The sequence below is a fragment of the Bacillus sp. FSL K6-0923 genome, from assembly GCF_038630825.1.
In the GTDB taxonomy this organism is placed as follows: Bacteria; Bacillota; Bacilli; order Bacillales; family Bacillaceae; genus Bacillus; species Bacillus pumilus.
The window spans coordinates 1,805,240-1,818,787 of record NZ_CP152044.1; the positions used below are offsets into that span (position 1 = coordinate 1,805,240).

A 13,548-nucleotide genomic window follows, 5' to 3' on the forward strand; every position below is an offset into this window, starting at 1 on the left:
ATGGAAGTCGGTGTAAGACCAATGTGCTTCGCAATGAGTAAAATCCAATCCCACGAATCATTCCTCCGTTTTCAAATTGTGATGGTCAATGTTTTCAACATTCGCAAATATTACTCCTGATTGATCATATAATAGGTCAACGAGGCACGCAACGCTCTATTCTACCAGAGTCCTAAGGTTATTTTGATTTAATCCCTGCCCCGCAAAGAGGTATGACAATGGTTTCTTCTGGTTCCTTTTGATATTTCATGTAGCCAGCCAAATTGACTGCAGATGTCACTTCGACATAAAATCCTTTTTCACTCAGTGTAGAGCGTGCATGTAAGATCTCATCTTCTTCAATATCAATAAACGTACCATTGGTATCTAGTACAGCTTCTAAAATTTGTTTGGAGCGTGCTGGAGCAGCAATGGCAATCCCTTCTGCTAAGGTCCCTTTATTCGTCACAGGTGATGCTGATTCCTCTTCATTTTGATATGCTTTCACAAGAGGTGCACAGTTTTTCGCTTGTATAGCAACGATTTTCGGTATTTTATGAATGAAACCATTTTCAAATAACTCTTTAAAGCCATAATACGCACCTAGGAGGAGAGTACCGTTTCCAACCGGAATGATTAAAGCATCAGGTGCTCCTTTTAGCTGCTCATAGATTTCATAGGCGTATGTTTTAGTCCCTTCAAAAAAGTAAGGATTATAGACATGGCTTGCATAAAACACGTTTTCATTGTCTACTGCCTTTTGTGCCGCAGCTGCAATGTCCTCTCGCGTCCCGTGAATTTCTTTAATCGTTGCACCATGTGCTTTTATTTGAGCGACCTTTTTAGGTGAAGTGTCATCGCTTAGATAGATGTCACAGGCAATCTCGCAGCGTGCTGCATAAGCTGCAATCGCCGTTCCTGCATTCCCGCTACTATCAGCAATCACCTTTGATACCCCTAATTCTTTAGCCTTTGTCATTAGAACAGCGGCTCCTCGGTCTTTAAAGGATAATGTCGGCATCATGTAATCAACTTTGACATAAGTGTTTGGCTCATTAGGATCTAGAACGATTAAAGGGGATTGACCCTCCCCCATTGTCACAGTTTCCCACGTCTTAGAACCTTTTGAAAATGGCATGGTTTCAACATAACGCCATAATGAATTTGGATAGTGATCCCAAGCTTCGATATCTATTTTCGGGGTATCTTTCACCAAATTTAATACTCCGCCACAATCACATTTCCATATAGTTGGTGTCATCTCATATTTGTTCCCGCAATGGTTACAAATCAATTGATTCATCAATCATCCACCCCTTCGAATATTTTTTTATACGAAATATAATTTTTTATATAGAGTAGGCAAAAAAATATCTTAAATATATGCAATGGCGTCCATTTCAATTTTGAAACCAAAATGTAATTCATTCGTTGGTACAATAGTACGTGCTGGTTTATGTTCACCGAAAAATTCAGTATAAACAGCATCGACTTTGTCCCATAAATGAATATCTGAAATGTATAATGTCATGCGCAAAATGTTCTCTTTTTTACTACCAGCAGCTTCTACAATCATCTCTACATTTTTTAGCGCTTGTAATGTCTCTTTTTCAATGGGGCCGAATTCTTTTTCTCTCGTTTCGGGATTGATGGCAAATTGCCCTGAAACATAGACCGTGTTTTGATGAATGGTTGCAAATGCATAGTGTCCGTTTGCTTTTAGATTTCCTACCTCGCGTATGCTTTCCATTTTTGACACTCCTTACTTTGATTTATTTTTGATTTCATCCAAATAGCTATAGACGGTTACTTTGGAAATGCCTAACATAGATGCGACCTTCTCAACAGATCCTTTCATTAAAAAAATGCCCTTTTCATCCATGAATTTCATTAGTTCAATTTTTTCATGACGTTTCATGACTGGATGAACACTGTTTTGAATGATCTGTTGAATCAACTGATCTACTATTTCTTCCACATTTTCAAGATCATCATTTGATGTTGTTTCTTTCTCATGAGCTTCCACTTGTGTAGTAAGAAAAGTATCCATAAATTGCTGCATTTGATTCAGTGCTTCAACATCAAAGTTGATACAGAAAGCACCGATCACTTTTTGCTTTGAATCACGTATTAATGAAGTCGAAGAACGAATCGTACGTTTATCTTCTGTTACAAATGTATAACCAGCAAGATAATCTTCTTTAAAATCTTCTGATTGTAATACAGTCTTTACTAAATGATCAAATGATTGACCGATTTCTCTTCCTGTCACATGGTTATTTACAGTAAACATGACAGATGCTTGAGGGTTCGTTAAATCATGAATCACCACTTCACAATTTGGTCCAAACATTTTTGCAGTAGATTTTGCTAAGGGAATATAACTTTCTAATAACTTTTTAATATGTTCCATGCCTAAGCACCTCATTTTTTTATTCCACTAGATTATATAATTTTTTATATATAAAAACAATATATAGATTTATTTATATATATATGTATCATGATGCTCACAAGATCAAAATGTGAAAAAACATATAAAAAAAGCAGCCATTCATTGACTGCTTTTTGCTTGTGCTCCTTTCTAATTGATTTCTTTCTGGATTCCATACAAAATGACGTCAATTCCCCATCGGAACCGTTCCATTGAAACGGTATCACCTGCAAACATTTCTTCTTTTACACGATGAATGAAAGGAAAACGCGTTTTGTCTGCATCATCAAATGTTTTTTTTATGTCTGAAATCTGCGAAGAGCCTTGTTTCTTCCAAGATACCTTTTCGTATGCTACGGAAGATACGTATAAGAGCAATAGGTCTACTCCCCATGCTGCAGATGTAGATTTGATCCCGCCTTCATGCAATGCAGCGAGAATATGTTCGGTCAACTGAAGAAAGTTCGTTCCTTGTGGAATGGTGGAAAGAGAAATTTCAGCGAGACCAGGTTTTTCGAATAGCAGTAGGAAATAAGTATGCAATATGTCAAATAACTGTTCTTTCCATGTGCCATTCTCTGCATTTGGATAAACCATTTGGCCGAGACCATAATCCAATACGTAAGCACTGAGTTCTTGAACATTGTTCACGTAGACATACAAGGATGCAGGTCCCGTATCCAATGCTTTAGCCACCTTACGCATACTCATGCCCTCTATCCCTTGCTCCTTAAGAAGCTCATAGGCCGTTTTCACAATCAGCTCACGGCTTAAGGGTTCTTTAGCCGGCCGAGACCGGCGACTTATAATACGACGATTTGAATTGTTCATACTCTCTTTATAACATGTCAAAGTAAAATAGTAAATTGAGCATCAATCACCGTTTTCTTGAAAAGAATTCATCATATCTGCAAGCTTGACCGCAGCGTCTTTTGAAAAACACAGCTTTAAACTATTCTCCGATTCACGAGCCTTTTCCGATGAATATTCGTACATCATGTCTTCGTATTCTTCAATAGCCTTTTCAATATGATGAGGATGTCGGACAATAGCAAGTGCTAGCTCCCTTGCATCAAACATAGCCATGTTGACACCCTCGCCTGCGAATGGCGACATGACGTGAGCTGCATCACCGATAAGTGTTACTCCTTTATGACGATTCCATTTAAAACCGGTAGGAAGCGTATAAATCCGTCTTGGAATGATGGCATCTTCTGCATAGCGAATATAATTTTTCAGCTGATCATCCCAATCACTAAATAACTCTAATAATTGTTCTTTTGCTTCTTTCGCTTGATGAAACGGTATACCACAAGTCTCGATCCAGTTGCGTTCGACCATAAGGCTTGCATACACTTTGATTCGTCCATCTCCGTTTAATTGACCAATCAGTCCTTTGTGGTCTGCTAAAGCAAACATCTTACCACGTTTATTAAATTCAGCTAAATCAGGGTGGTTCTCCTTTACGCTTAAGACATTCAGTTCCAGCATCGTGAGCCCAGAGTATCCAATCTGAATATCTGTTAACAGAGGACGCACACGAGAGAAAGCACCATCAGCTCCAATCAAAAGGTCAACTGTCTCGACAACCCCGTTTTCAAAATGAAGCTCCGTCATGCCGCTTTCTAATGAAACACATCTTTCTAATTTGTATCCATATTTGATGTTTTCAGCATCAATTTGATCCAGCAGCAGTTCGCACAACACACCACGATCAATTTCTGGACGAGTGCCTTTTTGATCTGATTCCGTTTCTTCATCTAAATAAATTTTTCCTGATTTATCAAGTAATCGGAAATCTTCCCCTTCATAACGGGCATTTCTTTGAAATTTCTCATAAACTCCTGCTTCTTTTAAGGCTTTTTGACCTGTTTCTTCGTGAATATCCAGTGAGCCTCCTCGTTCAAGACTCTTGTCATGAATCTCCCGTTCATAGATGGTTGTTTGTATACCGTAATTTTGCAGAATTAAGGCGAGTGTTAGTCCCCCAGGTCCTCCTCCAATGATAGCGATTTGCTTTTGATCCTTAGATAATGCCGTCATCGTATGCATCTCCTCTTCCTTTATGGAAATTGTTTAAAACTACATCTCATTTGTATTATAACGAACATCGTTCGTAAAGAACAGTGTTCGTTTGAAATTGTTTGTTTCACGATTGTGTTTTAATGAAAAGAAACCAATCGCCCGCCATCATGTGATACACTCCATCTAGGAATCTTAAAGTTTTCCATTGTTCAAACTCTGAGTGTAAGAGGTGTTTCTATGAATAAATTATTGGCAATGTTGATATTAGGATTGGGCTTTAGTGGTGCCGCGCTTATTCTTTCTGTCCCTTTGTTATTCAAACCCAAACCAGAACAAGCTGAGCTGTTATTTGCTGCTGGATCAGCGGGCGCTTTCGCAGTATTCGCTGTCTCATGCCTAATTCTTCGAAAACGATTCAATCGCTAAAAAACCTAAACACACAATCCACCATTAGAACAATGGGGATGTGTTTAGGTTATTGTGATTTACCTTGATATGAATGCAGCTGCCAGCAGCGTTGTTACTTATTCAAGATGATTGATCCACCTTACATTTTCTCTTCATTTACAAGCTAAGAGAGTCAACTTGAAGAATACTCTTAAAAAATGTCAGCAGCTTACCCTATCTCACTTGTTACTGGTTTTCTCGATTAAGTCTACACCTTCATATGACAGGTTTTCCACACGTACAGCCTTTTGCAGGATATAATGATCAAAAAAGGTCTTCGTATAGTCCGTCACAAGATTTCGCATCTCTAATGCCTCCCTCGTGCCTCTGAGCTCTTCATCTACACCGCTAAACACGATGTCACAGTAATCTAAATGTGCAGCACCATCAACAGAGAAATAATAGGTTTCCATGCTGTTGTTAGCTCCAATGATTGCATTCATATCATAATTCGGTTCAGAAAACAGCAGCAAAAAAGGTTTGTTGAGGTCACTGTCGAGAAGGCCGAATGCACCACTATCTAAGCCAACCCCGCAGGCAAACCGGTCGTCATCCCGGCAAACAAAAGCCGCTGTAGGTCCGCCATAAGAATGTCCGGCGATACCCATGCCGATGCCGAGCAGCAGTCTGTTATGAAAGATGGACTTCGATTCTCCAGAGTCTAGTTTGTGAAGATAATCGGCTGCGTACTTTACATCTTCAGCCTGTTGTTCACTATATCTTGTTAACTCGTTAATGATTGGTAAGGAAAGGACGTTACGGCACATCTCAATAGCCGTTTCATCGTCAGAACGCATCTTCATCTTACCAGCTAGCGTCATCATCTCTGGATCTTCAGAAAACGCCATAATGACATTCGAAAAATCCTTTGATACATTCAACAGCTGCCCATCTTTGCGTTTATACATGGTGCTATTCTGATGGCCGATACTGACGACAACATATCCCATGCTTGCTAGGTCTGAGCAGAGTACTGTCCCCCATTCTGGTGAACCGCCCCCGCCGCAAACATAAAATAGTACTGGATAGCGCTCTTTCTTCCGAGAAAGAGCCACATCGTCATAACAATGCGTTTTTATATCGATAGAGAAGAAGTTTATTTTCTTCAAATACTCAGTGACAAGCGGCTGGTCATGAAGCATTTCGTAGACTTCAGGAAACATGTACGTGGATGGAGTCTTTCCTTCGCTGCTATCAGATGGATAGTACATAAATGCGGTCAGTTCTCTTTTCGAATGATCTGATGCCGTATACTCAAAATCCATCTGGATTCGGCCGGCTATATAGCTACCGATTGGTTTTGGGAATGTGTCATACCTTTTCATTCTTTTATGCCCCTTTCATCTTGAAAATGGATATCTGTTCTTTGCTGGGTGAGTATCTTTTTGTGATATAATCTTGAGTCAAAGACAAGTGCTAAGAGAAATGAAATGAACTTGCTGAATGGAATTCTTGATTGTGAAACATTCTGAAGAAATGATAGGGTGATAGCGATGAGAAGACTTGAGTCTGGTATATCAATAGACAACGAAATGTTTTCTGATGTTGCCAGGTATGAAAACGAAACAATCAGTAGAACGACAATCATCAACTCAAATGTTCGTTCTCCTATATTTTGGAGCTGTCACCTGCATCATCTTGTATTTGATACGTGTGATCTCACGAATGCGAGATTTTTTGCTGGTAGTACGATTGATGATTGTACTTTTAGTCGTTCAGACTTGCGCTCTGTGGGCATTGCCAAAAACGAAGCTGTCTTCACCAATTGTGTGTTTTCTTCTTGTGATATGAGAGGAATGACATTGGAGAATGCTATGTTTATCGATTGTACTTTCTCTAAATGTAGATTCAATGACCGCGTATTACAGGCAGCGAATATCGTCAATTGTACCTTTGCTGGTAAGCTAATAGATATAACGTTTGAGGGAAATGGCAAACAAAAGCTGATCGCCAATTTTGAAAACTGCACCCTTGACGGTGTTCGTTTTACAGGCTGTGACCTAGCGGCATGTATTCCGCCAGCATCCAAAAATCATCTGTATGTTGAAAATGTATCTTCACGTGTGAAAAAGGCTTTGGAGAAGATAGATGATGATCCTACTCTTTCTGACGATGATCGTAAAATACTAGTGCGCAGTCTGCGCAAGCTTGAACCAATGGAACAGTATATGTTTAACACGAAACATATGGAGAAAATATATGGGGCTGCTTTTGTTGAGCGATTTTTCAGTCATCTTGGATGCAGCAAGGAGCACATTTAACGTTTGCTGCATCCCTTTTCCTACTTTATCTTTATGGGGTACATCAGCTTCGAGTATATTTGAGCAGAATGAGTTCTTCGATTTTCACCGTGACCAGCTCCTCATCCATCTCAAGGATGACAAAACATGCTGGTCCGAAGTCTGAAATGAGCTCCCGGCTGATGCCGCAAGGGCTTACTACCATATTTCTTCTATCGTCTTCATCTGAATAAGGGTGTCTCACTGCAACAATTGTATCAAAATCCTTTATCCATCCGATAAAGCGCTGCCAATCGTAATGGCTTCTGGATAGATCTAAAGTTTTCATGAAAACAAAAAATTATGTTTACACATATCATCTTCTTATCTATTTTTATAGCGATGAATCATATAGCAGATCATTTTTGTGATGACAGAGGTACACATGCATAGAAAGGTCATAGCGATCACCCAATACATATTCGATATGTCAAACCCCGTATAGGCAAAGATAAAAACGGTTGAAGCTGCAAAGGTGATTATTAGAACGATGTAGACCCGCTTAAAGATGATATAGCCTACAATCCCCCATATTAAAAATAACAAAGGCAATGTAAATAAGATCAGAGCCATAGGTTGAAGAAAAGAAACACTCATCATTCACTCTCCTTTACTAACCAGCCATTTTTCATCCCAATGAAAAAGCGAACAATCATTATATTAATGGGAAATACGCTCATTGTAAACAAAAATTGGAATTTAATGAAGCGGAATCTGTATTGAATGGACATTGTGATTGTATTTAAAAAGACTGCTTAAGGGAAGCAGTCTTTTTGGTGTGAACGGAATCCCTAACGATTGATCACCTGAATGATTTTCTCCTGAGCATCTTGTGCCTCAGGGATTGGCATGACAACAAACACATGCAGCATTTCAGGATAAACAAAGGTTTTGATGTCAATTCCTTGTTCTGTTAGGTGTTCATCGAGCTTTATGGCATCTGGATATAACATATCATGTGTTCCAATGAAATGAGTAATCTTCGCAAGTCCTTTGAAGTCACCGTAAATGGGACTAATCAATGGGTCAGTTACATGTTGATCAGCTGTCCAAATCTTTGCAATGACTTCCATTCCTTCATGACCTAGAATCGGGTCCTTTTTTGCATATTCAAACATGAGAGGATTGCTTAAGCTCATGTCGACACATGCAGATAATAAAATAATATCCTTCGGCTGCGGCAGATCCTCCTTCTTTAAAAGGTGCGCTAGACCAAGTGAGATGTTTCCACCAGCTGAATCTCCCATGATCGTCATTTGATTGGCACTTCCGGCAGTTTTCAGAAGGTCTTTATATAGGTTAAGTATTTTCGGATACGTATCCTGATGGCTATAATGAGGCACTTTTGGGTAAATAGGAGCGACCACTTTCGCACCTAGTGATTGCGCCATTTTATCCATGAACCACCAGTGGACATTCAAAGGCTGATTTGTCCATGCACCGCCATGTAGATAGAGAATGACTTTTTGGTTTTGTGATGCTTGTTCATTTAATGTGAAAACTTGCATGCCTTCGAATGTTTGCTCTTGTACCTCACTCATTAACTTCACATCATCTCCAATGGCATAAGGCTGCGTATTTTCAATTCCTTTTTGCTCAAGAAATTTTTTTGTGTGTTCGATACTAGAAAAACTCTCTTTATTACTTTGCGAAGCGAATAATGTTTCAAATTGAATACTTTCTTCAGAACGCTCACCATGATAAATTTCTACACTCATTTTTTTCTCTCCTTTCACTCAAATGATGATTGATCATCCTCATTTGGTACACGAAATGATTCCAGGTAGACTTGTACTTTTTTTTCAGGGGTCTTTAATAAGTTAGATAAAAGGTCTTGAATGAGACGAAGGCTTTTAATTTTCTTATCAATTTCTTCATGTTTAAGATGGACAATTTCTCTTAGTGTATCAAGTTCTATGTCTTGACTTAGCATGTCCATAATTTCAGCTATTTCCTTTAATGAATAACCCAGCGTTTTCGCATCTTTGATCAATTGAATCTTCACAACATAGTCTTCTGTGTAGAATCTGTAACCGTTTGAACGTCGTCTTGGAGCAGGTAATATGTTGTGCTCTTCATAGTAACGAATTGCGGCAGGACTTACTCCTGTTTTTTTGGCAAGTTCTCCTCTAGTCATCAACTCCATCGTTACTCCTTTTTTATTATTTTGTCTTACTATATGTACATTATAAAGGTTGAACTATACTTCAAGGTCAAGGCGAACATTCATTTTATGTTAGGGAAAAAATGACGAAGCCACAGGATCAGAGAGATGAACAAAGTCAACGTTTTTTTCTAATAGATTAAATTGAAATACCTTGTTTGTATTTTATTTTTCATTGATCATTCTACTGTTTAACATTTTTAAGGTTGCTGTAAGGTTCGGATTAATACAAGTTAAGGTTGGGGTTGTACAATGGGTTTGTAAGGAAGTGAGGGATGAGTCAAATGGTCCTCTCTTCTAAATCAATCATAGAGGTGAAAAGGTTTGAGAGAAAATAAAATTTTGTCTTCATTATGTTACTTCAGTATCTTTTTTGCACCGTTTCTGTTTCCGATTATCGTCTACTTCTTAGGAAAGGATGAAGTAAAGTATCATGCGAAAAAGTCACTATGGACGCATGTTATTCCTTATTTGATTTTCGGTATTGGGATTGCCGGTTCAGGTTTACTTGGTATGAACGATATCAGCCATGCTGGTCCGTTCTTAATTGCAACGTATGCTGTGACATTCCTTGTGGCGATCTACTTCTTCATTTGGAACATTGTGAAAGGCATTAAAGTGTTTTCAGAATAATAGATGAAAAAACGGTTCTGTGATTGAGCAGAACCGTTTCTTTGTATGTCCGTTCAAGCGGGTAATTGGATATCAATCGTTGTGCCTTCCCCTATCATACTTTGTATCGTAATATCTCCGCCGTGTTTTTGGATGATATCTTTTGCAATCGCCATTCCAAGACCAGAGCCTGCATGTGTCCCTCCTGTATTCGTCCCTCGATAGTAGCGGTCAAACACTTTTTCTAGCTCTGCCTCTTCAATTCCTTTGCCGCTGTCTTGAATTGTGATGTGGGTATGTTCTTTTTGTTCAAGGTGTACAATGATTTTCACATCAGCATCATTGTGAACAAGGGCATTTAAAATGAGATTGGTGACCGCTCTTCTTATGAGGATCGTATCAATATTCAGCATAAGCTTGTCTACATTCGTTTGCAGCTCAATGGTTTGATCTGCATATCTAGAATCGTTGAGGATATCAATTAACGTTTCACGCAGCAATGGCACAATGTTCACCAGCTCTTTATGCAGCATCACATCGTTATTTTTCAGCCTTGTTGTTAAATTTAGGTCCTCCATGACATCTTTGATGTACAGTGATTTATTCTCTATGATGCTGGCATAATGTTTGATGTCTTGATCTGAAAGAGGATAATTCGGATCTTTCATGATTTCTGCATAGCCTTGAATAGAGGATAATGGTGTTTTAATATCATGAGAAATATGACTGATCCACTCTTCCCGCATTTGCTCTAATTTGTCTTTTTCTTTTTGACTTGAAGCGAGCTGCTCTGATAAGTGATTGACATTATAGAAAACATCTTTATATATCCCCTTAGTTGGCAGCTTCGTCGTATAATCTCCGTTTGCGAGCCGCTGGATGCCATAAATGGCACGGCCGAGCGGTTTGATGAGCTGACGGCTGAATAAGTATCCAATGAATAAGGCAATGATGGCATCAATCGATAATAAAATCATCGTCCCGATATTGAATTGCGCTATTAAGTCTTTCGTATCAAAAGAAAATAAATATTTTCCGATGGAAGGGTCCTTAAATCCGATAAAGTAGCTGTATTCCTTGCCCTTTCCATTTTTCCCCCCAGCATAGATCGTCGACATCAATTGCTTATCTTTATATTTGTGTAAGTTTACGATTTCTATAGGTGTGTATTTGCTTTTTAAGCCTTTAGGTGCTTGTGCATGATAAACATCTTGTCCATTTTCGTCTAATATCTGAATCCATGCATTTTGTTGTTTTAAGGCTTGCTGTCCTTCTTTACTCACAGTGATATCTTGATCGGACAAGGTGATGTATTGTTCAAATGTTCTTGTGAAGGTTTCGGGCGTATTTTCTTCGTTTTGCTGGCTACTTGCTTGTAGTACAAGCCAAATCATGAATCCAAATAAGTTAATAAAGACCGTGATAATGGTCACGATAATGACAGAGACCATATATCTGCCTGTTAATCGCCATTTCATCTTTATGCATCCTTTACAACAAATTTATAGCCAAGTCCTTTAACCGTCACGAGAAATTCTGGTGTAGATGGGGAATTTTCTATTTTCTCTCGAAGTCTTCGTATATGAACCATCACCGTATTATCAGAACCGAAGAAATCCTCTCCCCAAACCGTTTGATAAAGCGTTTCTTTACTGATCACGCGATTCGGGTGCTGCAAAAAATAGGTCATCAACATAAGTTCTTTCGGAGTGAGCTCAATCGCCGCTCCGTTTTTCGTCAGTTCGGCTTGCTGCTCGTTTAACTCAAATGGCCCTTTTTTGATGATGGGATCTGTTTGAGAAGGCTGTAAGTATGACGACCGTCTAAGCTGGGCTTTTACCCGATAGGCGACTTCTTTTGGACTGAACGGCTTTGTAATATAATCATCACCGCCAATGGCAAGTCCTACAATTTTGTCTGATTCCTCTCCCTTTGCTGATAAAAAGATAATCGGAACATGCGAGACGTCTCTGATTTGTTTGCAAATATCGTAGCCTTCACCGTCTGGCAGCATAATATCCAGTATGACGAGATCGGGTTGTTCTTGATGGAATTGCGAGAGCCCATCACGGGCAGTTGAAGCTGTTATCACCCGATCAATGCCTTCTCTTGTTAATACGGTATGGATTAATTCTAAGATTTCTTTTTCGTCATCTATAATCAAGACTTTGCTTTGAAGTTTTGGCATTATGATCACTCTCCTGAAGTCATTGTTATTATTATACCCAAAGTGGAGACGTCGTGAAAAATCAACTTTCTATTTACACAGAAAAAAGCCAATTTTCTTTTTTAATGAGAAAATTGGCTTTTGTTGTTTTTTAGCGTTTGACCACAAATGTTGTCACACTTTGAGCTGGGAGATGTGCCCAAAATTGATTTCCTGATATGTTTAAGTCAGTTCCAGGCTGAAGGTTACTGTTGCTGCTCGTGATCCATCTTGACGCTTGTGAAGCAGTTCCGTTTTGCATGACAAAGTGTTGATTGACTCCTGCATTGTTTTTGTTAATCGCGACAATGACGACCTGATTGTTTCCTTTATAGGCTGAGACGAAAACATTCGGTTCAGGGCTTTTCGTTGCATCAATTCTGACGAACCCTGGTCGCACAAACTTGGAGAAATGCGCCATGTTGTATCCACGCTTGCTAATCATTCCATCTTCTTTCATAGGACCGTATGATCTCCGGATGTACCACCATACATACGCTTGAAAGTCCCCTTCCACCATTGAATGGTGAATATGCTCTGATACCCCTAATGCCTCAGGCCAGCGGTCCGCTGAATTGTTATCACTATTCGGGTAGTAGACCTCTGTCATCCACAGCTCTTTTCCTCCTCCTTTTTGTTTGAAAAGAGGATACGGAAGCTGGCTGATTTGGGTTCCGTACAGATGGGCACCGAGAATGTCCATATTACTAAGCGCCTGCGGATCGTTTAAGATAGGATCTGAGATATTTTTAAGGTATTGAAAAGATTCTGGTGCAATCACACGTGCATTAATGGAGCCAGCATTTTCTCTCATGAATCGCAGGATTTCCTGAGGTGTCCACCATGTCCATTCATGTGCATAATCAGGCTCGTTCTGTACAGAAATGGCATAGAGATTGACGCCGTTATTTTTCATGAATGTCACAAAATCATTCAAATGCTGAGCATATGCGGCGTATTGATTGTATCTCAGCCGCTTTGCAGACGCACCATTACGGTTGAAAGTCTCTACCATATGGCTTGGAGGATTCCAAGGCGAAGCGATCACCAAAGCGCCGTGCTCTATCGCTCTTTTGGCGGTGGCGACTTCTCTCTGCCAATTATTTCTGTTCTCGTCTACATAAATCCGTAAAATGGAGAATCCTAACTGATTCTGTCCATTGCCAAAGGCGGTATCCCTTTGAGGGCCGGTCAAATCACCAATCCAAGCCGGGTGGTTCATTCCGCCAAAGCCGCGGATCACTTGTCTTTCCGCATTGACATTAATATTCGCATCTGCCGCTGACACCTCAGTTACCCCAGGCCCTAAAAACATGACAGACAACATAGTGAAGCAGACCAATAAAGTGCAAATTGGTTTTTTGATTATGGACATCAAATTTTCCCACTCTCCCATCAACCA

Annotated in this window: 15 protein-coding genes and 1 pseudogene; 3 read left to right on the forward strand and 13 right to left on the reverse strand. The window is 39.5% G+C overall.

The features are described from left to right. Nucleotides 1–178: 178 nt before the first annotated feature. From MHI16_RS09105 to MHI16_RS09125, 5 genes are all read right to left on the reverse strand, one after another. Nucleotides 179–1,282, reverse strand: a complete 1,104-nt coding sequence (locus tag MHI16_RS09105) for a threonine synthase (protein ID WP_061407983.1) — start codon at nucleotides 1,280–1,282, stop codon at nucleotides 179–181. A 72-nt stretch (nucleotides 1,283–1,354) separates the two neighbouring features. Then, nucleotides 1,355–1,729, reverse strand: coding sequence for a RidA family protein (locus tag MHI16_RS09110; protein ID WP_061407986.1), 375 nt, complete (start codon nucleotides 1,727–1,729; stop codon nucleotides 1,355–1,357). A gap of 12 nt (nucleotides 1,730–1,741) precedes the next feature. Continuing rightward, nucleotides 1,742–2,392 (reverse strand): PAS domain-containing protein, encoded by a 651-nt coding sequence (locus MHI16_RS09115; protein WP_061407989.1) that lies wholly within the window; start codon nucleotides 2,390–2,392, stop codon nucleotides 1,742–1,744. 171 nt (nucleotides 2,393–2,563) lie between these two features. Continuing rightward, complete coding sequence (locus MHI16_RS09120; protein WP_268467615.1) at nucleotides 2,564–3,244, reverse strand: TetR/AcrR family transcriptional regulator; 681 nt, start codon at nucleotides 3,242–3,244, stop codon at nucleotides 2,564–2,566. Nucleotides 3,245–3,286: 42 nt separating this feature from the next. Continuing rightward, the gene (locus MHI16_RS09125; RefSeq protein WP_268467616.1) at nucleotides 3,287–4,456 is read right to left on the reverse strand and encodes an NAD(P)/FAD-dependent oxidoreductase; all 1,170 of its coding nucleotides are present in this window, start codon (nucleotides 4,454–4,456) and stop codon (nucleotides 3,287–3,289) included. A 219-nt stretch (nucleotides 4,457–4,675) separates the two neighbouring features. On the opposite strand from MHI16_RS09125, the gene MHI16_RS09130 reads away from it, so the two are divergent. Then, nucleotides 4,676–4,864, forward strand: coding sequence for a hypothetical protein (locus tag MHI16_RS09130; RefSeq protein WP_058015638.1), 189 nt, complete (start codon nucleotides 4,676–4,678; stop codon nucleotides 4,862–4,864). Between the two features lie 200 nt (nucleotides 4,865–5,064). On the opposite strand, the gene MHI16_RS09135 is transcribed toward MHI16_RS09130, so the two are convergent. Then, the gene (locus MHI16_RS09135; protein ID WP_058015637.1) at nucleotides 5,065–6,210 is read right to left on the reverse strand and encodes a choline esterase; all 1,146 of its coding nucleotides are present in this window, start codon (nucleotides 6,208–6,210) and stop codon (nucleotides 5,065–5,067) included. A gap of 168 nt (nucleotides 6,211–6,378) precedes the next feature. Between MHI16_RS09135 and MHI16_RS09140 the strand changes: the two genes are divergently transcribed. Continuing rightward, complete coding sequence (locus MHI16_RS09140) at nucleotides 6,379–7,146, forward strand: pentapeptide repeat-containing protein (RefSeq protein ID WP_058015636.1); 768 nt, start codon at nucleotides 6,379–6,381, stop codon at nucleotides 7,144–7,146. A 43-nt stretch (nucleotides 7,147–7,189) separates the two neighbouring features. On the opposite strand, the pseudogene MHI16_RS09145 reads toward MHI16_RS09140, so the two are convergent. The 4 genes and pseudogenes from MHI16_RS09145 to MHI16_RS09160 all read right to left on the reverse strand — a co-directional run. After that, nucleotides 7,190–7,431 (reverse strand): annotated as a pseudogene (locus MHI16_RS09145) (cytidine deaminase); the annotation flags it as partial. A gap of 57 nt (nucleotides 7,432–7,488) precedes the next feature. Then, nucleotides 7,489–7,761 (reverse strand): DUF2651 family protein, encoded by a 273-nt coding sequence (locus MHI16_RS09150; RefSeq protein ID WP_058015635.1) that lies wholly within the window; start codon nucleotides 7,759–7,761, stop codon nucleotides 7,489–7,491. Nucleotides 7,762–7,955: 194 nt separating this feature from the next. Then, nucleotides 7,956–8,882 carry an alpha/beta hydrolase gene (locus MHI16_RS09155; RefSeq protein WP_268467617.1) on the reverse strand — a complete coding sequence of 309 codons (927 nt, stop codon included), beginning with the start codon at nucleotides 8,880–8,882 and terminating at the stop codon, nucleotides 7,956–7,958. Nucleotides 8,883–8,896: 14 nt separating this feature from the next. Then, nucleotides 8,897–9,310 (reverse strand): MerR family transcriptional regulator, encoded by a 414-nt coding sequence (locus tag MHI16_RS09160; RefSeq protein WP_268467618.1) that lies wholly within the window; start codon nucleotides 9,308–9,310, stop codon nucleotides 8,897–8,899. Between the two features lie 342 nt (nucleotides 9,311–9,652). On the opposite strand from MHI16_RS09160, the gene MHI16_RS09165 reads away from it, so the two are divergent. Continuing rightward, nucleotides 9,653–9,961, forward strand: a complete 309-nt coding sequence (locus MHI16_RS09165) for a DUF4870 domain-containing protein (protein WP_058015632.1) — start codon at nucleotides 9,653–9,655, stop codon at nucleotides 9,959–9,961. Between the two features lie 53 nt (nucleotides 9,962–10,014). Here the strand turns inward: MHI16_RS09165 and MHI16_RS09170 are convergent, their stop codons facing one another. The 3 genes from MHI16_RS09170 to MHI16_RS09180 form a co-directional block, all read right to left on the reverse strand. Then, a complete protein-coding gene (locus MHI16_RS09170; RefSeq protein ID WP_058015631.1) occupies nucleotides 10,015–11,418 on the reverse strand; it encodes a HAMP domain-containing sensor histidine kinase in 1,404 nt (467 codons plus the stop codon). 2 nt (nucleotides 11,419–11,420) lie between these two features. Beyond that, nucleotides 11,421–12,128, reverse strand: coding sequence for a response regulator transcription factor (locus tag MHI16_RS09175; RefSeq protein ID WP_058015630.1), 708 nt, complete (start codon nucleotides 12,126–12,128; stop codon nucleotides 11,421–11,423). 130 nt (nucleotides 12,129–12,258) lie between these two features. Continuing rightward, complete coding sequence (locus MHI16_RS09180) at nucleotides 12,259–13,524, reverse strand: glucuronoxylanase (RefSeq protein WP_058015629.1); 1,266 nt, start codon at nucleotides 13,522–13,524, stop codon at nucleotides 12,259–12,261. Nucleotides 13,525–13,548: the final 24 nt, after the last annotated feature.

What these genes read in the sequence shown, in the direction of transcription:
- MHI16_RS09150 (WP_058015635.1), bottom strand. Translation starts at nt 7,761, where the DNA reads ATGAGTGTTTCTTTTCTTCAACCTATGGCTCTGATCTTATTTACATTG.
- MHI16_RS09155 (WP_268467617.1), bottom strand. Translation starts at nt 8,882, where the DNA reads ATGAGTGTAGAAATTTATCATGGTGAGCGTTCTGAAGAAAGTATTCAA.
- MHI16_RS09135 (WP_058015637.1), bottom strand. Translation starts at nt 6,210, where the DNA reads ATGAAAAGGTATGACACATTCCCAAAACCAATCGGTAGCTATATAGCC.
- MHI16_RS09175 (WP_058015630.1), bottom strand. Translation starts at nt 12,128, where the DNA reads ATGCCAAAACTTCAAAGCAAAGTCTTGATTATAGATGACGAAAAAGAA.
- MHI16_RS09170 (WP_058015631.1), bottom strand. Translation starts at nt 11,418, where the DNA reads ATGAAATGGCGATTAACAGGCAGATATATGGTCTCTGTCATTATCGTG.
- MHI16_RS09115 (WP_061407989.1), bottom strand. Translation starts at nt 2,392, where the DNA reads ATGGAACATATTAAAAAGTTATTAGAAAGTTATATTCCCTTAGCAAAA.
- MHI16_RS09105 (WP_061407983.1), bottom strand. Translation starts at nt 1,282, where the DNA reads ATGAATCAATTGATTTGTAACCATTGCGGGAACAAATATGAGATGACA.
- MHI16_RS09140 (WP_058015636.1), top strand. Translation starts at nt 6,379, where the DNA reads ATGAGAAGACTTGAGTCTGGTATATCAATAGACAACGAAATGTTTTCT.
- MHI16_RS09110 (WP_061407986.1), bottom strand. Translation starts at nt 1,729, where the DNA reads ATGGAAAGCATACGCGAGGTAGGAAATCTAAAAGCAAACGGACACTAT.
- MHI16_RS09120 (WP_268467615.1), bottom strand. Translation starts at nt 3,244, where the DNA reads ATGAACAATTCAAATCGTCGTATTATAAGTCGCCGGTCTCGGCCGGCT.
- MHI16_RS09160 (WP_268467618.1), bottom strand. Translation starts at nt 9,310, where the DNA reads ATGGAGTTGATGACTAGAGGAGAACTTGCCAAAAAAACAGGAGTAAGT.
- MHI16_RS09125 (WP_268467616.1), bottom strand. Translation starts at nt 4,456, where the DNA reads ATGACGGCATTATCTAAGGATCAAAAGCAAATCGCTATCATTGGAGGA.
- MHI16_RS09130 (WP_058015638.1), top strand. Translation starts at nt 4,676, where the DNA reads ATGAATAAATTATTGGCAATGTTGATATTAGGATTGGGCTTTAGTGGT.